General features: G+C 52.3%; 21 protein-coding genes. 12 read left to right on the top strand and 9 right to left on the bottom strand.

From position 1 onward, the window contains the following. The first annotated feature begins 128 nt into the window (after positions 1-128). On the top strand, positions 129-1,715 hold the full coding sequence (locus tag ACU8YC_RS03915) for an MFS transporter (RefSeq protein ID WP_370607488.1): 1,587 nt from the start codon (positions 129-131) through the stop codon (positions 1,713-1,715). Next, positions 1,716-2,855, top strand: a complete 1,140-nt coding sequence (gene bglB, locus ACU8YC_RS03910; protein ID WP_151218858.1) for a beta-galactosidase BglB — start codon at positions 1,716-1,718, stop codon at positions 2,853-2,855. Here bglB and mrdA read toward each other — a convergent pair. Continuing rightward, complete coding sequence (gene mrdA / locus ACU8YC_RS03905; RefSeq protein WP_151218857.1) at positions 2,827-4,764, bottom strand: penicillin-binding protein 2; 1,938 nt, start codon at positions 4,762-4,764, stop codon at positions 2,827-2,829. The two genes, bglB and mrdA, sit on opposite strands and share 29 nt — an antisense overlap. Before the next feature lie 184 nt (positions 4,765-4,948). Then, positions 4,949-6,682, bottom strand: a complete 1,734-nt coding sequence (gene argS, locus ACU8YC_RS03900) for an arginine--tRNA ligase (protein ID WP_101742217.1) — start codon at positions 6,680-6,682, stop codon at positions 4,949-4,951. Between the two features lie 238 nt (positions 6,683-6,920). On the opposite strand from argS, the gene ACU8YC_RS03895 reads away from it, so the two are divergent. Both ACU8YC_RS03895 and cutC read left to right on the top strand, forming a co-directional pair. Then, positions 6,921-7,487: a VOC family protein gene (locus tag ACU8YC_RS03895; RefSeq protein WP_151225615.1), complete on the top strand. Its 567-nt coding sequence runs from the start codon at positions 6,921-6,923 to the stop codon at positions 7,485-7,487. Between the two features lie 2 nt (positions 7,488-7,489). Continuing rightward, on the top strand, positions 7,490-8,236 hold the full coding sequence (gene cutC, locus ACU8YC_RS03890; protein WP_446895017.1) for a copper homeostasis protein CutC: 747 nt from the start codon (positions 7,490-7,492) through the stop codon (positions 8,234-8,236). Between the two features lie 181 nt (positions 8,237-8,417). Here cutC and cmoB read toward each other — a convergent pair whose 3' ends face one another. From cmoB to ACU8YC_RS03865, 5 genes are read right to left on the bottom strand one after another with little or no spacing between them, the layout of a single operon-like run. Beyond that, positions 8,418-9,386 carry a tRNA 5-methoxyuridine(34)/uridine 5-oxyacetic acid(34) synthase CmoB gene (gene cmoB, locus ACU8YC_RS03885; RefSeq protein ID WP_151225614.1) on the bottom strand — a complete coding sequence of 323 codons (969 nt, stop codon included), beginning with the start codon at positions 9,384-9,386 and terminating at the stop codon, positions 8,418-8,420. After that, a complete protein-coding gene (cmoA, locus tag ACU8YC_RS03880) occupies positions 9,383-10,126 on the bottom strand; it encodes a carboxy-S-adenosyl-L-methionine synthase CmoA (protein ID WP_151218854.1) in 744 nt (247 codons plus the stop codon). The genes cmoB and cmoA overlap by 4 nt, the downstream gene beginning before the upstream one ends. 40 nt (positions 10,127-10,166) lie before the next feature. Further along, positions 10,167-10,562: an MAPEG family protein gene (locus tag ACU8YC_RS03875; RefSeq protein ID WP_151218853.1), complete on the bottom strand. Its 396-nt coding sequence runs from the start codon at positions 10,560-10,562 to the stop codon at positions 10,167-10,169. 52 nt (positions 10,563-10,614) lie between these two features. Then, positions 10,615-11,433 carry a DUF72 domain-containing protein gene (locus ACU8YC_RS03870; protein WP_210905213.1) on the bottom strand — a complete coding sequence of 273 codons (819 nt, stop codon included), beginning with the start codon at positions 11,431-11,433 and terminating at the stop codon, positions 10,615-10,617. Next, entirely contained in the window at positions 11,430-11,996 is a 567-nt protein-coding gene (locus tag ACU8YC_RS03865) for a hydrolase (RefSeq protein WP_187252267.1), read from the bottom strand. Before ACU8YC_RS03865 ends, ACU8YC_RS03870 begins: the two co-directional genes overlap by 4 nt. A 263-nt stretch (positions 11,997-12,259) precedes the next feature. Here ACU8YC_RS03865 and aspS point away from each other — a divergent pair, with 263 nt between their 5' ends. From aspS to ruvB, 6 genes are all read left to right on the top strand, one after another. Next, positions 12,260-14,032: an aspartate--tRNA ligase gene (gene aspS, locus ACU8YC_RS03860; RefSeq protein ID WP_151219489.1), complete on the top strand. Its 1,773-nt coding sequence runs from the start codon at positions 12,260-12,262 to the stop codon at positions 14,030-14,032. A 1-nt stretch (position 14,033) separates the two neighbouring features. Continuing rightward, complete coding sequence (gene nudB, locus ACU8YC_RS03855) at positions 14,034-14,477, top strand: dihydroneopterin triphosphate diphosphatase (protein ID WP_151219488.1); 444 nt, start codon at positions 14,034-14,036, stop codon at positions 14,475-14,477. Positions 14,478-14,505: 28 nt separating this feature from the next. Continuing rightward, positions 14,506-15,249: a YebC/PmpR family DNA-binding transcriptional regulator gene (locus ACU8YC_RS03850; RefSeq protein ID WP_151219515.1), complete on the top strand. Its 744-nt coding sequence runs from the start codon at positions 14,506-14,508 to the stop codon at positions 15,247-15,249. Positions 15,250-15,283: 34 nt separating this feature from the next. After that, positions 15,284-15,805: a crossover junction endodeoxyribonuclease RuvC gene (gene ruvC, locus ACU8YC_RS03845; RefSeq protein WP_006176048.1), complete on the top strand. Its 522-nt coding sequence runs from the start codon at positions 15,284-15,286 to the stop codon at positions 15,803-15,805. Between the two features lie 80 nt (positions 15,806-15,885). Further along, positions 15,886-16,497 (top strand): Holliday junction branch migration protein RuvA, encoded by a 612-nt coding sequence (gene ruvA / locus ACU8YC_RS03840; protein ID WP_005120694.1) that lies wholly within the window; start codon positions 15,886-15,888, stop codon positions 16,495-16,497. Between the two features lie 8 nt (positions 16,498-16,505). Then, positions 16,506-17,516: a Holliday junction branch migration DNA helicase RuvB gene (ruvB, locus tag ACU8YC_RS03835; protein ID WP_151219487.1), complete on the top strand. Its 1,011-nt coding sequence runs from the start codon at positions 16,506-16,508 to the stop codon at positions 17,514-17,516. A 44-nt stretch (positions 17,517-17,560) separates the two neighbouring features. Here ruvB and znuB read toward each other — a convergent pair whose 3' ends face one another. Next, positions 17,561-18,346 (bottom strand): zinc ABC transporter permease subunit ZnuB, encoded by a 786-nt coding sequence (znuB, locus tag ACU8YC_RS03830; RefSeq protein ID WP_003034874.1) that lies wholly within the window; start codon positions 18,344-18,346, stop codon positions 17,561-17,563. Continuing rightward, complete coding sequence (znuC, locus tag ACU8YC_RS03825; RefSeq protein WP_006684140.1) at positions 18,343-19,098, bottom strand: zinc ABC transporter ATP-binding protein ZnuC; 756 nt, start codon at positions 19,096-19,098, stop codon at positions 18,343-18,345. Before znuC ends, znuB begins: the two co-directional genes overlap by 4 nt. A gap of 78 nt (positions 19,099-19,176) precedes the next feature. On the opposite strand from znuC, the gene znuA reads away from it, so the two are divergent. Both znuA and mepM read left to right on the top strand, forming a co-directional pair. Then, a complete protein-coding gene (gene znuA, locus ACU8YC_RS03820; RefSeq protein ID WP_151219486.1) occupies positions 19,177-20,121 on the top strand; it encodes a zinc ABC transporter substrate-binding protein ZnuA in 945 nt (314 codons plus the stop codon). 15 nt (positions 20,122-20,136) lie between these two features. Further along, a complete protein-coding gene (gene mepM, locus ACU8YC_RS03815; RefSeq protein WP_151219485.1) occupies positions 20,137-21,456 on the top strand; it encodes a murein DD-endopeptidase MepM in 1,320 nt (439 codons plus the stop codon). The last annotated feature ends 33 nt before the right edge of the window (positions 21,457-21,489 follow it).

Below are 21,489 nucleotides of genomic sequence, written 5' to 3'. Positions count from 1 at the left end.
TTTGCGAATCCCCCTGGCAGAAATAGAAAGGTTTCACTTGCTGTTAGCTTTTACTGTGGCCCTGTAAGGATGCCCTATGTCAAAGCGAGGATTGTGGGGCCTCCCAATAATGTGCAGGGGTAACGGCAATGAAGACACGAAAAATTGGCCTGGTTAACTATTTTGCCTACGGTTCTGGCGATTTTTTAGGCGCAGGCACCACGGCATTAACCGCGGCCTGGCTGCTCTATTTCTACACCACGTTCTGTGGTCTGACGCCTATCGAAGCGACCTTTATTTTCGCTACCGCCAGGGTGCTGGATGCCATCGTGAGTCCGTTAATGGGTTTTTTAACCGATAACTTTGGCTCAACCTGGCTCGGTAAACGCTTTGGGCGTCGTAAGTTTTTTATTCTGTTGGGGATCCCTTGTGTCTTTAGTTACTCGCTAATGTGGGTGGGGGATATGGGATTCTGGTACTACCTACTCACCTATCTGATTTTTGACGTGGTTTACACCATGATTCTGGTGCCATACGAAACTCTGGTGCCTGAAATGACCGATGACTTTAAACAGAAAACCAAATTCTCCGGCGCGCGTATTTCGATGGCGCAAATGTCAGCCATTCTGGCCTCATTCTTACCCGGTGTTCTGCTGACGCTGTTTGGCAAAGACAATCCGATGTCTTTTTTCTACGCCAGTCTGGTGTTCTCAGTGCTGTGCGCACTGATGCTGACTTTCGTCTGGTTCTTTACCTGGGAACGCCCGCGGGAAGAGTGGACCCAGGCGGCCCTGCAAGCTGAAGAAGAGAAGAAAAGCCTGACCTTTAGCCAGAGTATGAACCGCTTGCTTGTTGAACTGAGTTCAACGCTACGTATCCGTATCTTTCGCCAACATTTAGGTATGTATCTTGGCGGCTATATTGCGCAGGACGTTTTCAACGCCGTCTTTACTTATTATGTGGTGTTTGTGCTGATGCAGGAAGCATCGATGGCGTCAAATCTGCTGGGTACGATGGCTATTTTCCAGTTTATTGCCGTTATCGCCATGATCCCATTGTGCATCCGTTTCGGACCCGCGCCGTCTTATCGCATGGTGGTGGTCCTGTTTGGCCTCAGTTCACTCTCCTACGCGGGGCTGTATTACGCCGGGCTCAGCGATGTTTATTCTCTGTTACTGCTGGTATCCGCCGTGGCGGGTCTGGGACGTGGCGGCATCAATTACGTTCCCTGGAATATCTACACCTATATCGCCGACGTTGACGAAGTGATTACCGGCCAGCGTCGCGAAGGGATCTTCGCCGGCATTATGACGTTAACACGTAAAGCGTCGCAGGCGGGGGCTGTGATGCTGGTGGGGATTGTTATGCAGTTGTCCGGTTTTGTCTCCGGTCAGGGCATGCAGCCTGCGGCAGTCAGCCATACCATCCTGTTAATTCTGAGCTGCGGCACGCTGATTGTTCTGGCACTGGGCTTCCTGGTTTCCCTGCGCTTTAAACTGAACCTGCAAACACACAGTACCCTGCGTGAAGAGACGGCAAAAATGCGTGAGTCTGGGCGACCTGTGCTGGAAGGACTTTCCACGAAAGGACGCGCCACCGTAGAGATGCTGTCGGGCATGCCATATGAATCACTTTGGGGTAACAACAATATTGGTTACCTGAATCGTAATAAACCCGCGGCTCCGAAGCTGGAAAAGGGTGCCGCATTGAATTCGACATTGACAGAGGTTAAGTAAATGATTGTTTACCCGGTTAAACACAGCCCATTGTTGCGTCAGCCAGAACATTTTATTGCCAGGGATGAATTAAAAGCGTTGATCAAAAAGGTGACGCATAACCTGGTCAATATTCATGATGAGACTGGCGAGTTCTTGTTACGCCTGGATGACGGGCGTGTTATCGATACCAAGGGCTGGGCGGGATGGGAGTGGACGCACGGCGTCGGCTTGTACGGAATGTATCAGTATTATCAACAAACCGGCGATGCAACGATGCGCGATATCATCGACAGCTGGTTTGCCGATCGCTTTGCTGAAGGCGCAACAACCAAAAACGTTAACACCATGGCGCCGTTTTTAACGCTGGCGTATCGCTATGAAGAGACGCGTAATCCCGTGTATCTGCCGTGGCTCGACAGTTGGGCTGAGTGGGCAATGCATGATATGCCGCGCACTGATTTCGGCGGTATGCAACACATTACGCTGGCGGAAGAAAATCATCAGCAGATGTGGGATGACACGTTGATGATGACGGTTTTACCGCTGGCGAAGATTGGCAAGTTGCTTAACCGTCCCGAGTATATTGAAGAGGCAACCTATCAGTTCCTGCTGCACGTACAAAACCTGATGGATAAAGAAACGGGGTTGTGGTTCCACGGCTGGAGCTATGAAGGGCAGCATAACTTCGCCAACGCGCGTTGGGCGCGTGGCAACAGCTGGTTAACTATAGTTATTCCGGACTTCCTTGAGTTACTTGATTTGCCGGAAAACAATGCCGTGCATCGCTATCTGGTGCAGGTTCTGAATGCGCAAATCGCGGCGCTGGCGAAGTGCCAGGATGAAAGCGGACTGTGGCACACCTTGCTGGACGACCCGCAGTCGTATCTGGAAGCATCGGCTACCGCCGGATTTGCTTATGGGATCCTCAAGGCGGTACGTAAACGCTATGTCGGACAAGACTATGCAGCAGTAGCCGAAAAAGCCGTCAGAGGCATTGTGCAACATATTTCACCGGAAGGTGAATTGCTGCATACCTCGTTTGGGACCGGAATGGGTCACAATCTCGATTTCTACCGCAACATCCCGCGGACCTCCATGCCTTACGGACAAGCGATGGCGATGCTGTGCCTTACCGAATACTTGCGTAAGTATTTTTGATATCGGCGTCCGATAGTGCCGCTGCTATCGGACCTGCTTGTTCAGTTGTCTCTGTTGGTGCAACGTTGTCCTGCTGATCAAACAGATGATCCATTATTTGACGCATGACCGGCGCGGCGGTGACGCCATCGCTGCCGCCGTTTTCGAGAATTAACGCCACAGCGACTTTCGGGTTCTTATACGGCGCAAACGCGGTATAGAACACGTGGTCGCGCAGGCGTATCGGGATCATTTTCGCATTGTAGGTCTGGTTTTCTTTCAGGCTAAAGACCTGTGATGTGCCGCTTTTTGCGGCAATGCCATAAGGCGCGGTGTGAAAGAACTTATACCCCGTGCCGTTTGGTTCATTCGCCATGCCGAACATCGCCTGACGCACCAATCCCCAATAGGGTGATGAAGCAGAAGCAATTTGTGTGGGTGCTTCGGGAGCCTGATACGGCGTGATGGCTTTTCCACTTTCTTCATCAAGGAGCAGGTGAGGGGCGATAACCTTGCCGTTGTTAATCAGTGCGACCATGGCTTTTACCATCTGGATAGGCGTGGCAATCCAGTAGCCCTGACCGATACCAACCGAAATGGTATCTCCCTGATACCAGGCTTTTTTATGCACTTTCTGTTTCCATTCGCGACTCGGGAGCAGGCCGTTATACTCCTCATCAAGATCGATGCCGGTCGGTTTGCCATAGCCAAACTGGCTGAGCATGCTGTTAATCCGGTCAATTCCCATCATATACGCCACCTGGTAAAAGAACGTGTCGGCAGACTCTTCAATCGCTTTGGTGACATCCAACATACCGTGGCCGGTTTTTTTCCAGTCCCGGTAATGTCGATCGGTGCCAGGGAGGGTCCAGGTGGGCGCACCGAAGAAGCTGGTCTGCGGCGTAATCACGCCGTCCAGTAACGCTGACATCGCCATATACGGTTTGACCGTGGAGGCGGGAGGATACAATCCCTGGGTGACGCGGTTGATCAATGGCAGGTCTTTATCCTGAAGCAGCTTGTTGTAGTCCTGATAACTGATGCCTTTGACAAACGGGTTGGGGTCATAGCTGGGATTTGAGACCATTGCCAGCACGGAGCCGTCGTGCGGATCTTCAACCAAAACCGCGGCCCGCTGGCCCGCTAACAGGCTCTCAATGTATTGCTGCAAGTGCAGGTCCAGCGTCAGATGGATATCTTTTCCGGCAACGGGTGGCACATCTTTGATCAGACGCACGATGCGTCCGTGGTTATCAACTTCCACCTCCTGATAACCGGTTTTCCCATGCAGTTCATTTTCGTAATAATGCTCGATACCCTGTTTCCCGATGTTGTGATCGGCGGCGTAATTCTCTGCCAGACCTTTTTTATCCAGCGTTTTCAGATCGCTATCATTGATTTTTGAAACATAGCCAAGGACATGTGCCAGCGCCGCGCCATAAGGGTACTGGCGGTCTTCATAGCTGTTGATATTGACGCCGCTGAAACGAAACTGGTTAACCGAAAAACGGGCGATTTCCACATCGGTCAGCGCATTTTTTAGCACGACCGGGCGATAGCGGCTGCTGGTTTTCAATTCATGGCGAAACTGGTCAATATCGTCAGGGGTGAGATCAACGATGGGCGTGAGTTGCTCAATCAAGGCATTCATATCGCTGATTTTGTAAGGTGTAACGGAAATGTCATACCAGGTGACGTTACGCACCAGCGGGATGCCGTTGCGATCGTAAATCATGCCACGCGTTGGGGCCACGGGGAGCATTTTGATGTCGTTTGCGTTCGACCGGGTGGTGTAATACTGATGCTGACAGATTTGTAAGTTGTAGAGATTGTAAATCAGGATGCCAAAGCAGATGACCACCAGGCCAAAGGCTACCAATACACGCCGCTGGAAGAGTTTTTCTTCCGCCTCAAAATCTCTGAATGTCATTGAACCGTACCCGATTAATTCGCCGCCTAATAATACGGAGGCATAACCGGGATGACAGGCAAAAAATGTTCCATCTCTCTACGGAAATGTGTCATTCCTTGTGAGTTGTTACAGATAGCCCTTTACGGAAATAAAAAAGGCCTGAGTCCGACATCCGAACTCAGGCCTGATTTTTTTAGCACACTTACATACGTTCTACGGTTTCGATACCCAGTGTATCCAGACCCAGCTTCAGCGTTTTCGCCGTCAGCTGTGCCAGTTTCAGGCGGCTGTTACGAATTTCTTCGTTTTCAGCGCTAAGGATAGGGCAGTGCTCATAGAAACCGGAGAACAGACCGGCAACGTCGTACAGGTAAGCACACATCACGTGCGGTGTACCTTCACGTGCAACAACGGTCAGCGTTTCTTCAAACTGCAGCAGACGCGCAGCCAACTGAGCCTCGCGATCTTCGTTGATAATCACCTGCGCATTTGCCAGCGCGCTTTCGTCGATATCCGCTTTACGGAATACGGACAGTACGCGGGTGTAAGCATACTGCATGTACGGTGCGGTATTGCCTTCGAATGCCAGCATGTTGTCCCAGTCGAAGATGTAGTCGGTGGTACGGTTTTTCGACAGATCCGCATATTTCACCGCGCCGATACCGACCGCATTCGCCAGTTTTTCCAGCTCGTCGGCAGGCATGTCCGGGTTCTTCTCTGCCACCAAACGACGTGCGCGCTCCAGCGCTTCATCCAGCAGATCGGCCAGTTTTACCGTGCCGCCCGCACGTGTTTTGAACGGTTTACCATCTTTACCCAGCATCATACCGAACATGTGGTGTTCCAGCGGTACGGAGTCCGGCACATAACCTGCTTTACGCACGATGGTCCAGGCCTGCATTAAGTGTTGATGCTGACGGGAGTCGATGTAATACAGTACGCGATCGGCATGCAGCGTTTCATAACGATACTTGGCGCAGGCGATGTCGGTCGTGGTGTAGAGATAGCCGCCATCTTTCTTTTGAATGATAACGCCCATCGGTTCGCCTTCTTTGTTCTTATACTCATCAAGGAATACGACGGTAGCGCCTTCGCTTTCAACAGCCAGACCTTTCGCTTTGAGATCGGCCACAATGCCAGGCAACATCGGGTTGTACAGACTTTCACCCATGACGTCGTCACGGGTCAGGGTAACGTTAAGGCGATCGTAGGTTAACTGGTTTTGTGACATGGTAATGTCGACCAGTTTGCGCCACATTTCACGGAAGTACTCGTCGCCGCCTTGCAGCTTCACAACATAGCTACGGGCGCGTTCTGCGAAGGCTTCATCTTCGTCGTAATGTTTTTTCGCATCACGGTAGAAACCTTCCAGATCAGCCAGCGCCATCTCTCCGGCATTTTCCTGCTGCTGTTTTTCCAGCCACGCGATAAGCATACCGAATTGAGTGCCCCAGTCGCCGACGTGGTTAGCGCGGATAACATTGTGACCAAGGAACTCTAGCGTACGCACGGCAGCGTCACCGATGATGGTGGAACGCAGGTGACCAACGTGCATTTCTTTCGCGACGTTAGGTGCGGAGTAGTCAACCACAACGGTTTGTTTAGCCGGTTGGGTGACGCCCAGACGATCGGAGGTCAGCGCCTGCTGAACGTGCTGCGCCAGAAATGCCGGATCGAGAAAAATGTTAATAAAGCCCGGGCCCGCAATTTCTACTTTGCTGGCGATCCCGTTGAGATCCAGATGAGTCAGCACCTGCTCAGCCAGTTGTCGCGGCGCCATACCCAGTTTTTTCGCGACAGCCATCATGCCGTTAGCCTGATAGTCGCCGAACTGTACTTTTGCTGACTGACGAACCTGTGGTTCGCAATCTGCAGGCGCGCCTGCAGCAATCATGGCCTGACTGACTTTTTCTGAGAGAAGAGCCTGAATATTCACCGGAATACCTTACATTTATGAAGCGGCTTAAAATTGACCGCACCAGTTTAAGAATTAAGGGCGGGAGTATACTGCAAATGCCCGTTGCCGTCAGCATTGCGAGCACCGCCAGCAGCCTGAAATATAAACATTGAAACTACGTATAATTATTCATATCGTGCTTAAGAAAATCAGCAGTTGGTTGGGGCTGCGCAACAGGGTAAATTAGCCGCTTTGAACATGGATATGAGCTTTAATTATGGCGAACTGGCAAACAGTTGCAGAACTGCATGATATTTCCGCAGATTTACCGCATTTCATTCAGGCGTTAACGGATCTTTCCACTCGCCTTGGGCTGGATGTCTCATCGCTTGAAGCCGATCACATTTCTCTGCGCTGTCATCAAAATACCACCGCAGAGCGCTGGCGTCGTGGTTTTGAGCAGTGCGGCGAACTATTGTCAGAAAATATCATTAATGGCCGACCGATTTGTTTGTTCAAACTCAATGAGCCCGTCTGTGTGCAACACTGGCAATTTAGCATCGTAGAACTGCCATGGCCGGGCGAAAAACGCTATCCGCATGAAGGCTGGGAGCATGTTGAAATAGTTCTGCCGGGCGACGTGGAGACGTTGAATGCGCGAGCGCTGGCGCTGCTTTCAGATTCTGGACTAAGCCAGCCGGGCATATTTGTAAAAACAAGTTCACCAAAAGGCGAGCGCGAGCGTTTACCAAACCCTACGCTGGCGGTTAGCGACGGCAGCGTGACGATAAAATTTCATCCGTGGTCGATTGAAGCGATTGTGGCCAGCGAACGTCAGGAGTGAGTATGGCTTTACTGGAAATCTGCTGTTACAGCATGGAGTGCGCGCGTACGGCGCAACAAAATGGCGCGGATCGTATTGAGCTTTGTTCAGCGCCGAAAGAGGGGGGCTTAACGCCGTCGCTGGGCGTCTTGCGTTCTGTTCGCCAGCATATTTCGATTCCCGTCAATCCCATTATTCGCCCGCGTGGAGGCGACTTTTGTTACACCAACGGTGAATTTGCTGCAATGCTGGATGATATTGCGATGGTGAGGGAACTCGGGTTCTCAGGGGTGGTAACTGGCATTTTAGATGCGGATGGCGATGTTGATATGCCGCGCATGGAGAAAATAATGATCGCTGCCGGTCCGTTGTACGTCACTTTTCATCGGGCCTTTGATATGTGTGCTAACCCTCTCAATGCGCTAAAAAAATTAGCTGATTTGGGCGTCGCCAGAGTGCTGACTTCTGGGCAAAAATCAGATGCGGCGCAAGGTTTAACAAAAATAATGGAACTTATTGCGCAGGCAGGTGCTCCAATCATTATGGCCGGAGCGGGGGTTCGCGCCTCGAATTTGTCCCTGTTCCTTAATGCCGGAGTGCAGGAAGTCCACAGTTCTGCCGGAGTATGGCAGGCTTCACCCATGCGTTATCGCAATACGGGGTTGTCGATGTCTTCGGATTCGCAGGCGGATGAGTATTCTCGCTATGCGGTAGACGGGGTGGCGGTTGCGGAAATGAAAGCGATCATTGCACACCATCAGGCCAGCTGATTTTTACCGTTGCATCATGTCGCCCAATATGATGCTTGCTCGTACCAGGCCCCTGCAATTTCAACAGGGGCCTTTTTTTCTCCTTCATATTTCAAGCCGCAGCGGCGTTGGCCGCCTTGCTGCAACTTGAACTATTTTGGATAAATGGTGCTATACGTAACGGTCATCTGGCAAAAAGTGACTACGGCTTACGTGCAATCAATACCGCACGCAGTGGAGCAGGGTAGCCTTCCACCGTTTTGCTGTGGTCGTTCGGGTCGAGGAAATCGGCCAGCGATTCGGTTATCATCCATTCGGTGCGGCGCTGTTCTTCGGTAGTGGTCACACATACGTCGGCAATACGCACATCAACAAACCCGCATTTCTCCAGCCAGTTTTTTAGCGCCAGCGCAGACGGAATAAAGTAAACGTTACGCATCTGGGCGTAGCGATCGCCTGGCACCAGTACGGTATTTTCGTCGCCTTCAACCACCAGCGTTTCCAGTACCAGTTCGCCATCTTTAACCAATTGATCCTTCAACTGCCAGAGATGTTCCAACGGTGAACGGCGGTGGTAAAGCACTCCCATGGAGAATACGGTATCAAAGGCGTTGAGTGCCGGAAGCTGTTCAATACCCAGCGGCAGCAGATGCGCGCGCTGATCATTGCCCAGCAGTTTACGCACTGCCTCAAACTGGCACAGGAACAGCTGGGTCGGATCGATACCGACCGCCAGATGTGCGCCCGCGCCAATCATGCGCCACATGTGATAGCCACTGCCGCAACCGACATCAAGAATGGTGCGTCCGGTGAGGTCAGACAAGTGCGGCAGAACGCGATCCCACTTCCAGTCTGAGCGCCACTCGGTATCAATATTGACGCCGTACAATGAGTACGGCCCTTTACGCCATGGCATCAGGTTACGCATCAGGGTGTCGATACGTTTGAGCTGACCGTCGCTGAGCGGCTCTTCGCTTTCTGCGGTGACGCTATGCAGTAAATCCAGACGATACGGCTTCAGCTCGGGCAGAAACTCTACCGCGTTCGACCACTGCTTAAACAAGCCGTGTTGATCGCGCTGCCAGGTCGCGATTTGCGCTGGCAGCGTTTCCAGCCAATGAGAAAGATGATTTTTGGCAATCAGCTGATAAAAGTTACCAAAGTCGATCATGCGCTAGCCTCATCTTTCAATGCCACCAGAGAACCAAAGTTAAAGCACTGGAACCACAATTCACTGTGTTCAAAACCAGCCTGATGCAGACGCGCTTTGTGCGTTTCGACAGAGTCGGTCAGCATCACGTTCTCCAGCATGCTGCGCTTCTGGCTGATTTCCAGTTCGCTATAGCCATTTGCTCGTTTGAAGTCGTGGTGCATGTTGAACAGCAACTCGCCTACGTTCGCGTCTTCGAAGCTGAATTTTTCAGATAGCACCAGCGCGCCGCCGGGATTCAGCCCCTGATAAATCTTATCCAACAATGCCTGGCGCTCGGGTGGCTCAAGGAATTGCAGGGTAAAATTCAGCACCACCATCGAGGCGTTTTCGATAGTAATGTTGCGAATATCGCCTTCGACAACCTCAACCGGAGTCGGTGCTTTATAAGCATCAATGTGACGACGACAGCGTTCAACCATAGCCGGAGAGTTGTCGACAGCAATAATTTTGCAATTCTCGTGATGAATATTGCGACGCACCGAGAGCGTCGCCGCGCCCAGAGAGCAGCCAAGATCGTAGACCTGCGTGTTGGGTTGCACGAAACGTTCGGCCAGCATGCCAATCATAGAAATGATGTTGGAGTAGCCGGGAACGGAACGCTGGATCATATCCGGGAAGACTTCAGCTACCCGTTCATCAAAGGTCCAGTCACCCAGACTGGCGATAGGCGCAGAAAAAAGCGTGTCGCGGTGAGACATAACGTAAAAATCCGGGAAAAATAAAGTGGCGTATTGTGCGCTAATGCAGGGAGAAAACCAACTCCCAGGGCATATACCAAAGATTCGCCAGCACCATTAGCAACAGCGAACACCAGGTTGCGCTCATGCCTGAACGTCGCCAGCGGAAAAGCCGGTGGTGGAATCCGTAATAATGCATCAGTCGTCCGGCAATCAACATCAGCCCGCAAATATGCACCATCCACGTTTCTGCGCCGTTCATTTCCATAAATAACAGCAGCACCAGTGCAATGGGAATATATTCCACCGCATTACCGTGAATGCGGATAGCGCTTTGTAGTTCGCTAAAACCTCCGTCGCCGTAAGCAACGCGGTATTGCATACGCAGGCGAACGACGTCAAAAGAGAACTTTATTAACAATAACGCACCCAATACGGCATAAAGCGCGCTTACCATACAAACTCCCTTTTAAAATGGCTGATGGCCTTGACTATGATAGGTGGCATTGTCAGAAAAGAGAAGATTGCTGTGGAATAGAAGGTGCTGATCCGATCTCTGGCAGGGCGCTGTGTAAATCTGCCCATAGCGTATCGACAAGCTGCGGGGCCTGTGCGATATCCGGCGTATGTAGAAACAGATACGGCGTTGAGGTTTGCTGCCATAGCGACAGCTTGGTCAGCCAGACGGCGAAAAGTGCGCTGTTTTGTGCCATATCATCGCTGCCGATAAAACGTACCATCGGATGATTTGCCGTCACCACCGCATGCACCGGAACCTTTGGTTTCTTACGCTGAGCGTCACGTATCGCTTCAGTATGCGGGATTGCGGCATGCACCGGACGGCTGTCCAGAATCACCCGGTTTACCCCGCGCTCGTGTAAACCACGATTGAATAGCTGCTCTGCTTCGCCTTTGGCAAAGAATTCAGGATGGCGAACTTCTACACCGTAGGTAAATGATTTAGGGAGCACATCGAGAAACTGCCATAAGGCAGGCAAGTCGCGTGGGCCAAAAGTCGCGGGTAATTGCAGCCAGTATTGTCCAATGCGTGATTCCAGCGGCGACATGCGCGCGAAAAATTCCTGCACCAGGTTATCGCAATTACGCAGCGCAGCCTGATGCGAAATGGTGGCCGGAAACTTAAAACAAAATCGAAACGCATCGGTGGTCTGTGCATGCCAGCGCGCAACAATCTCGGCTTTTGGCAGTGCGTACAGCGTGGTGTTGCCCTCCACACAGTTAAAATGGCGGGCATATTCTTCCAGACTGGTGATCCCCAGACGCACCCACTTTGGGTGCGACCATTGGGGTAAACCGATATAAATCATAGCGCGTGCAGGATCTCGTCCACGCTGCGTACGCGGGCAATGCGCGGGAATATGTGCGTCATGCTGCCCTGATGTTGCTCAGCGCTGGCGGCGCTACAGGCGTTTTCTGCAACGATCAGATTAAAACCCAGCTCCCATGCATTTCGCGCCGTGGACTCCACGCCAATATTAGTGGATATACCGCACAGGACGATGGTATCGATACCCCGGCGACGCAGTTGTAATTCCAGATCGGTGCCATAGAACGCACCCCATTGGCGTTTGGTTACTTCAAGGTCGCTGGCACATTTCCCCAGAGCAGTCGGGTAATCCCACCAGTTTTCAGGTAATGCTTTGGCCGGAGTCTGAGCATCAACCGGTTGTTTCAGCGCTTCGGCATAATTGTCAGACCAGCCGACGCGCACCATCACAACCGGGGAACCATGGGCACGGAATTTTTCCGCCAACTGCGCAGCGCGGGCAACCACATCATTTGCCGAGTGTGGGCCGCCAGCGAAAGGTAGGATCCCTTCCTGTAGATCGATAACGACAAGGGCGGTTGTTTTTGCGTTCAGTTCCAGCATGCTTACTCCAGTAAAAAAGAATTCCGTTACACCTTAATCGCGAATCAGTGTGAAAGGGGCGACAATTTTTGTTATTTTTTGTGAGATTACGCAATGCCCGTCCAGGAAACAGGCGTACAGTCAGTACCGGACTTATCGTGCGGCAGAATTTCCAGTATAATAGCCGCCTTTTTTCATTCAGTTGTGACATTCAGCTAAAGCTGCGACTTCGTCATCTGCGAGACAGGTGACAATCTGCCTGCGGCAAAGTTAAGGGATATCTCATGCGTACAGAATATTGCGGACAGCTACGTCTGTCCCACGAGGGGCAGCAGGTGACTCTGTGTGGTTGGGTCAACCGTCGTCGTGATCTTGGTAGCCTGATCTTTATCGATATGCGCGACCGCGAAGGTATCGTGCAGGTATTTTTCGATCCGGACCGTGCGGACGCGTTAAAGCTGGCCTCCGAACTGCGTAATGAGTTCTGCATCCAGGTTACGGGCACCGTGCGTGCGCGTGATGCGAAAAACGTCAACGCTGATATGGCGACGGGCGAAATTGAAGTGCTGGCTTCCGATCTGACCATCATTAACCGTTCAGATTCGCTGCCGCTGGACTCTAACCACGTAAATACCGAAGAAGCGCGGCTGAAGTATCGCTACCTGGATCTGCGTCGTCCTGAAATGGCGCAGCGCCTGAAAACGCGCGCCAAAATCACCAGTCTGGTACGTCGTTTTATGGACGACCACGGTTTCCTCGACATCGAAACGCCAATGCTGACCAAAGCGACGCCGGAAGGTGCGCGTGATTACCTGGTTCCTTCTCGCGTACACAAAGGTAAGTTCTACGCGCTGCCGCAGTCTCCTCAACTGTTTAAACAGCTGCTGATGATGTCTGGTTTTGACCGCTATTATCAGATCGTAAAATGCTTCCGTGATGAAGACTTACGTGCTGACCGTCAGCCTGAATTTACCCAGATCGACGTTGAGACGTCCTTCATGACCGCACCGCAGGTGCGTGAAGTGATGGAAGCGCTGGTACGTAATCTGTGGCTGGAAGTGAAAGGTGTGGATCTGGGTGATTTCCCGATCATGACCTTCGCCGAAGCTGAGCGTCGTTACGGCTCTGATAAACCAGACTTGCGTAACCCGATGGAGCTGGTTGACGTTGCCGACCTGGTGAAAGGCGTTGAGTTCGCCGTATTCTCTGGTCCGGCGAACGATCCGAAAGGCCGTGTGGCTGCCCTGCGCGTACCGGGCGGCGCGAGCTTAAGCCGTAAGCAGATCGACGATTACGGTAACTTTATTAAGATTTACGGCGCGAAAGGTCTGGCTTACATCAAAGTCACCGAGCGTGCGAAAGGCCTGGAAGGTATCACCAGCCCGGTTGCCAAGTTCCTGAACGCAGAAATCGTGGAAGCGATTCTGGAACGTACCGCTGCGCAAGACGGCGACATGATCTTCTTCGGTGCTGACAACAAGAAAGTGGTTGCCGACGCGATGGGCGCACTGCGTCTGAAACTGGGTAAAGACCTGAACCTGACCGACGAATCCAAATGGGCGCCGCTGTGGGTTATCGACTTCCCAATGTTTGAAGACGATGGTGAAGGTGGTCTGACCGCAATGCACCACCCGTTCACCGCACCAAAAGATATGACTGCCGCCGAGCTGAAAGCTGCGCCGGAAGATGCAGTCGCCAACGCCTATGATATGGTCATCAACGGCTATGAAGTGGGTGGTGGTTCCGTGCGTATCCACAATGGTGATATGCAGCAGACCGTATTCGGTATTCTGGGCATTAACGAGCAAGAGCAGCGCGAGAAGTTCGGCTTCCTGCTGGATGCGCTAAAATACGGTACACCGCCGCATGCAGGCCTGGCGTTTGGTCTGGATCGCCTGACGATGCTGCTGACCGGTACCGACAATATTCGTGATGTTATTGCGTTCCCGAAAACCACGGCTGCAGCGTGTCTGATGACTGAAGCGCCAAGCTTTGCCAACGAAGCTGCACTGGCGGAACTGAGCATTCAGGTTGTTAAGAAGGCCGAGAATAACTGATATGACATATAAACAGCCTGTCTCGGTGTTAGTCGTGATTTATGCAAAGGACACCGGGAGAGTGCTGATGTTACAGCGACGCGACGATCCTGATTTCTGGCAGTCGGTCACCGGCAGCCTCGAAGAGGGAGAAACCGCGTCGCAAGCCGCCATGCGCGAAGTAAAGGAAGAGGTCGCCATTGATGTTGCGACTGAGCAACTGACCTTAATTGACTGCCAGCGCACGGTGGAGTTTGAGATTTTTAGCCATTTACGTCATCGCTACGCGCCGGGAATTGAGCGTAATACTGAATCCTGGTTTTGCCTGGCACTTCCCTCTGAACGAGAGATCGTGTTCACCGAACATCTGACCTACCGTTGGGTTAATGCGTTCGAAGCCGCGCAGTTAACCAAGTCGTGGAGTAACCGGCAGGCGATTGAAGAGTTTGTAATTAACGTCGCCTGAGAAGGCGCGCTTTTTGGAGAGATTATTTATGGCAGGTCATAGTAAATGGGCCAACACCAGACATCGTAAAGCAGCGCAAGATGCTAAGCGTGGTAAAATTTTCACCAAAATCATTCGTGAGCTGGTGACGGCAGCCAAACTGGGTGGCGGCGATCCGGACGCTAACCCACGTCTGCGCGCCGCGATTGATAAAGCACTGGCTAACAACATGACCCGCGACACCCTGAACCGTGCAATCGCGCGTGGTGTGGGTGGCGACGATGATGCGAACATGGAAACCATCATCTATGAAGGTTACGGTCCTGGCGGCACAGCCGTGATGATCGAATGTCTGTCTGACAACCGTAACCGCACCGTTGCGGAAGTGCGTCACGCATTCACGAAAACGGGCGGCAATCTCGGTACTGACGGTTCCGTATCTTACCTGTTCAGCAAAAAAGGCGTGATATCCTTTGAACAAGGTGATGAAGACGCCATTATGGAAGCAGCGCTGGAAGCGGGTGCTGAAGACGTTGTGACCTTCGACGACGGCGCGATTGACGTTTATACCGCGTGGGAAGAGATGGGCAAAGTGCGTGATGCGCTGGAAGCGGCTGGTCTGAAAGCGGACGCGGCTGAAGTGTCGATGATCCCCTCCACCAAAGCGGATATGGATGCAGAAACAGCACCGAAGCTGATGCGTCTGATCGATATGCTGGAAGACTGTGACGACGTGCAGGAAGTTTACCACAACGGCGAAATCTCAGATGAGGTTGCTGCAACGCTGGAATGATGTGGTTAAGCCATAAATTAACAGGAGATGCGTGATGTCTATCATTCTCGGCATTGACCCGGGGTCGCGCATCACCGGTTATGGCGTAATCCGTCAGGTCGGTCGACAGTTGACCTATCTGGGAAGTGGATGCATTCGAACGAAAGTGGATGATTTACCATCGCGCCTGAAGCTGATTTATGCGGGCGTATCAGAAATCATCACCCAGTTTCAGCCGGACTACTTTGCCATTGAACAGGTCTTTATGGCGAAAAACGCCGATTCGGCGCTCAAGCTGGGGCAGGCGCGCGGCGTGGCAATCGTTGCTGCCGTTAACCAGGATCTTCCGGTGTTTGAATATGCGGCCCGTCAGGTAAAACAGACAGTGGTGGGGATCGGTAGCGCGGAAAAAAGTCAGGTTCAGCATATGGTACGCACGCTGCTAAAACTCCCGGCGAACCCGCAGGCGGATGCTGCGGATGCGCTGGCGATTGCCATAACCCACTGCCACGTCAGTCAGAACGCCATGCAAATGAGCGAATCGAGGCTGAATCTGGCGCGAGGTCGGTTACGTTAGTGATAAATGAGGCTGGATATCTATCCAGCCTTTTTTTATGATAGCGCATTACCTTTTAGCCCTTAACGCAGGAGCGTCACGTGATAGGCAGACTCAGAGGCATCATTCTTGAAAAACAACCCCCGCTGGTCCTTCTGGAGACAGGTGGGGTAGGCTATGAAGTTCATATGCCGATGACCTGTTTCTACGAGTTGCCGGAAGCCGGGCAAGAGGCCATCATCTTCACCCATTTTGTCGTGCGTGAAGATGCTCAGTTGCTATATGGCTTTAACAACAAGCAGGAGCGCACGCTGTTTAAAGAGTTAATCAAAACTAACGGTGTGGGACCGAAGCTGGCGCTGGCTATCCTCTCCGGTATGTCTGCGCAACAGTTTGTTAATGCCGTTGAACGCGAAGAGCTTGGCGCACTGGTGAAATTACCAGGCATTGGTAAGAAAACCGCAGAGCGTTTGATTGTTGAAATGAAAGACCGCTTTAAAGGTCTGCATGGCGACCTCTTCACCCCGGCGGCGGATTTGGTACTGACCTCGCCGGCAAGTCCGGTAACGGACGACGCCGAGCAGGAAGCGGTTGCTGCGCTGGTGGCGTTGGGCTATAAACCACAGGAAGCCAGCCGAATGGTGAGCAAGATTGCCCGCCCTGATGCCAGCAGTGAAACCCTGATTCGTGAAGCGCTTCGCGCTGCGCTGTGAGGTAGAGGATGATTGAAGCAGACCGTCTGATTTCGGCTGTCAGCACGACCCCTGAAGATCTGGTGGATCGGGCGATCCGCCCTAAATTGCTGGAAGAGTACATTGGTCAGCCGCAGGTGCGTTCGCAAATGGAGATTTTTATCCAGGCGGCGAAGCTGCGCGGTGACGCGCTTGACCATCTGCTGATTTTCGGTCCTCCTGGCCTCGGTAAAACCACGCTTGCCAATATTGTTGCCAATGAAATGGGTGTTAATCTGCGTACCACGTCCGGTCCGGTACTGGAAAAAGCGGGCGACCTGGCGGCAATGCTTACCAACCTTGAACCCCACGATGTGCTGTTTATCGATGAAATCCATCGTCTGTCACCGGTGGTGGAAGAGGTATTGTATCCGGCGATGGAAGATTATCAGTTGGATATCATGATTGGTGAAGGGCCGGCTGCACGTTCGATTAAGATTGATCTGCCGCCGTTTACGCTAATCGGGGCGACAACGCGCGCCGGGTCGTTAACGTCACCGTTACGTGACCGCTTCGGTATTGTCCAGCGCCTGGAGTTCTATCAGGTGGCTGACCTGCAGCACATTGTTGGGCGCAGCGCCCGCTTTATGGGGCTGGAAATGAGCGAAGAAGGCGCGCTGGAAGTGGCTCGCCGCGCCCGCGGTACGCCGCGTATCGCCAACCGGTTATTGCGCCGGGTACGCGATTTCGCCGAAGTGAAGCATGACGGCACAATTTCGGCAGATATCGCCGCTCAGGCACTGGATATGCTTAATGTGGATGCGGAAGGATTCGATTATATGGACCGTAAGCTGCTGCTGGCGGTTATCGATAAATTCTTCGGTGGACCGGTAGGACTGGATAACCTGGCGGCGGCGATTGGGGAAGAGCGGGAAACCATTGAGGACGTGCTGGAACCGTATCTGATTCAGCAAGGTTTTCTGCAACGTACGCCGCGTGGACGTATGGCAACTGTGCGTGCCTGGAACCATTTCGGGATCACGCCGCCGGCAATGCCTTAACAATGCAACGCCCGGTAAGCGAAACGCCACCGGGCAGCACACATTCAGCTCGCCTGCTTTTTCATCATGCTGAAAATAAACAGCAGTGCAGCACACAGCACCACAGATGGCCCTGCTGGCGTATCATAGAACGCTGAGAACGTCAGACCGCCTGTAACCGCTATCATTCCAACGCCCACGGCAACGCCGGCCATCTGCTCTGGCGTACGTGCAAAACGGCGTGCGGTGGCCGCAGGGATAATCAGCAATGATGTGATAATCAACGCCCCAACAAATTTCATCGCCACGCCAATCGTTAACGCCGTAACCAGCATCAGCAGTAGCTTTACGCGTTGCAGCTTCACGCCATCGACAAATGCCAGATCCGGGCTGATGGTCATCGACAACAGGTTACGCCACTGCCAGAACAAAATCGCCAGAACGATAACCACGCCAATGGCGATGGAGATGAGATCTTCTGGCGTCACGGCGAGCAAATCACCAAACAGGTAGGCCATCAGATCCACTCGGATGTTGGACATCAGGCTAACGACAACCAGCCCTAATGACAGCGCACTGTGGGCCATAATGCCCAGTAAGGTATCAATCGCGAGGTGAGGGCGTTTCTCCAGCCATACCAGACCGCCAGCCAACAACAAAGTGACGGCGATTACCGCATAGAAAGGGTTTACATCCAAAAGCAGGCCAAAGGCGACCCCCAGCAGCGACGCGTGGGCCAGTGTATCACCGAAATAAGACATTCGACGCCAGACCACAAACGAGCCAAGCGGGCCAGCGGCACAGGCCAGCATGATCCCGGCTAACCAACCGGGTAATAACAATTCAATCATGAGTGACCATTTCCCCGGCGTAAGACAATACGACCCTGTAAATCGTGGCGGTGATTATGATTATGACGGTATATTCCGAGTTGTTCGGCGCCGCGTTGTCCGAACATTGAGATGAATTCCGGATGCATGGAAACCACTTCCGGCGCGCCGGAACAACAAATATGATGGTTCAGGCACAGTACCTCATCGGTTTTTGCCATCACCAAATGCAGATCATGGGAAACCATCAGTACGGCGCAATCCAGTTCACGTCGCAATTGGTCGATAAGATCGTAAAGTGCGACTTGCCCATTGACATCCACACCCTGGGTTGGCTCGTCAAGCACCAATAACTGAGGCTTATTCAATAAAGCACGAGCCAGCAGGACGCGTTGCGTTTCTCCACCAGAGAGTTTTTGCATCGGCGCATTCATCAGATGCCCAGCCTGAACGCGCTTCAGCGCCGGAAGAATATCCTCTTTTTTGGTGCCGGGACGTAAGCGCAAAAAGCGACTTACCGTCAGCGGAAGCGTAGTATCGAGGTACAGTTTTTGCGGCACATAGCCAATCCGCAGTTGTCCATTACGCTTGATAACTCCCTCATCAGCCGCTACCAGCCCTAATACAACGCGCACCAGCGTAGACTTCCCTGCTCCATTAGGGCCGAGAAGCGTCAAAATTTTACCGGGTCGAAGTTCAAGCGAAACGTCAGAAAGGACGCGGCGTTGACCATAAGAGACCGAGACATTTTCCAGTGAAACCAAAGTCGTCATATCAATTTTAGTCTTGCAGAAGTTATAGAATGTTATAATATCACATTTCTTACATTCATTACGATGATTGGTCGCATTATGTTACATAAAAATACGCTTCTTTTCGCAGCATTATCTGCTGCTCTTTGGGGTAGTGCAACACAGGCAGCAAATGCCACTGTCGTGGCTTCTCTTAAGCCGCTGGGGTTTATCGCTTCAGCCATTGCAGACGGGGTTACTGACACCCAGGTTTTGCTACCTGACGGGGCGTCCGAACACGATTATTCATTGCGTCCTTCAGACGTAAAACGCTTACAGGGCGCGGACTTAGTCGTTTGGATTGGGCCTGAGATGGAAGCGTTTATGGAAAAATCAGTCAAGAATATTCCTAACGCAAAACAGGTAACGATTGCGCAGCTCAATGACGTGAAACCGTTACTCATGAAAGGTGCCGATGACGACGATGACGATCATGGACACAATGATGCTGGCGGCGAAAAAAGTGACGAGCATCACCATCATGGCGATTACAACATGCATCTTTGGCTTTCCCCAGAGATAGCGCGGGCCTCAGCGGTTGCAATCCATGAAAAATTAGTGGAACTTATGCCGCAAAGTCGAGCCAAACTTGACGCCAACCTGAAGGATTTTGAGGCACAATTAGCCGCAACCGATAAGCAGGTAGGTAACGAGCTCGCGCCGCTCAAGGGGAAAGGTTACTTCGTTTTTCATGACGCCTATGGCTATTACGAAAAACACTACGGATTAACACCGCTTGGTCACTTTACCGTGAACCCTGAGATTCAACCTGGTGCGCAGCGTTTACATGAAATAAGAACACAGTTGGTTGAGCAAAAAGCAACCTGCGTTTTTGCTGAGCCACAGTTCAGGCCAGCGGTCGTTGAAGCTGTTGCGAGAGGGACATCCGTTCGAATGGGAACGTTGGATCCGCTCGGAACGAATATCAAACTGGGTAAAACAAGCTATTCAGCGTTTTTGAACCAATTAGCCAACCAGTATGCGAGCTGCCTGAAAGGAGATTAATGAGGAAGTGAATACGTGCAACAGATAGCCCGCTCTGTCGCCCTGGCATTTAATAATCTGCCGCGACCCCATCGCGTTATGCTGGGGTCGCTTACCGTACTGACATTGGCTGTCGCCGTCTGGCGACCCTATGTTTACCATCCCGATTCAGCCCCCATCGTCAAAACAATCGAGCTGGAAAAAAGCGAGATTCGATCGTTGTTGCCTGAGGCCAGTGAACCTATCGACCAGGCCGCTCAGGAAGACGAAGCCATCCCACAGGATGAACTGGATGACAAAACGTCTGGTGAAGCTGGCGTGCATGAGTATGTCGTCTCCACGGGTGATACGCTGAGCAGCATTCTGAATCAGTACGGCATCGATATGGGAGACATCAGCCAGCTCGCAGCGTCCGACAAAGAACTGCGAAACCTGAAAATTGGTCAGCAGCTTTCCTGGACGTTAAGCGCAGAAGGTGAGTTGCAGCGTCTGACCTGGGAAGTTTCCCGCCGCGAAACCCGTACTTACGATCGCACCGCGACGGGTTTCAAAATGAGCAGTGAAATGCAGCAGGGCGATTGGGTTAACAGCCGAATCAAAGGCACGGTGGGCGGAAGTTTTGTCGCCAGCGCCAAAGAAGCCGGGCTGACCAGCTCTGAAATCAGCGCAGTCATTAAGGCCATGCAGTGGCAGATGGATTTCCGCAAGCTGAAAAAAGGCGATGAGTTCTCGGTACTGATGTCGCGCGAAATGCTTGACGGTAAACGTGAGCAAAGCCAGCTGCTGGGCGTGCGTTTACGTTCTGAAGGCAAAGATTATTACGCCATCCGTGCGGAAGACGGTAAATTTTATGATCGCAACGGTACCGGTCTGGCGAAAGGTTTCATGCGTTTCCCTACGGCGAAGCAGTTCCGCATCTCCTCAAACTTTAACCCGCGTCGCCTGAACCCGGTGACAGGGCGTGTTGCGCCGCACAAAGGCGTCGACTTTGCGATGCCGCAAGGGACGCCGGTGCTGTCGGTAGGTGATGGCGAAGTGGTGGTGGCCAAACGCAGTGGTGCAGCCGGATATTATGTTGCCGTGCGTCATGGTCGCACCTATACCACGCGCTATATGCACTTACGTAAGCTGTTGGTCAAACCAGGACAAAAAGTGAAACGTGGCGATCGTATCGCACTGTCAGGCAATACGGGGCGTTCAACGGGTCCGCATCTGCACTACGAAGTTTGGGTTAACCAACAGGCTGTTAACCCGCTGACGGCGAAACTGCCGCGTACAGAAGGGCTGACCGGTTCAGATCGTACCGATTACCTGGCACAGGTGAAAGAGGTTGTGCCTCAGTTGCGTTTCGATTAATTACTACACTGAAAAAGCCGGTACGCATAGCGT

This window comes from Citrobacter sp. VF227 (assembly GCF_052950715.1).
The sequence above is the reverse complement of the archived record's forward strand: the minus strand, read 5'-3'. Positions and strand labels throughout refer to the sequence as shown.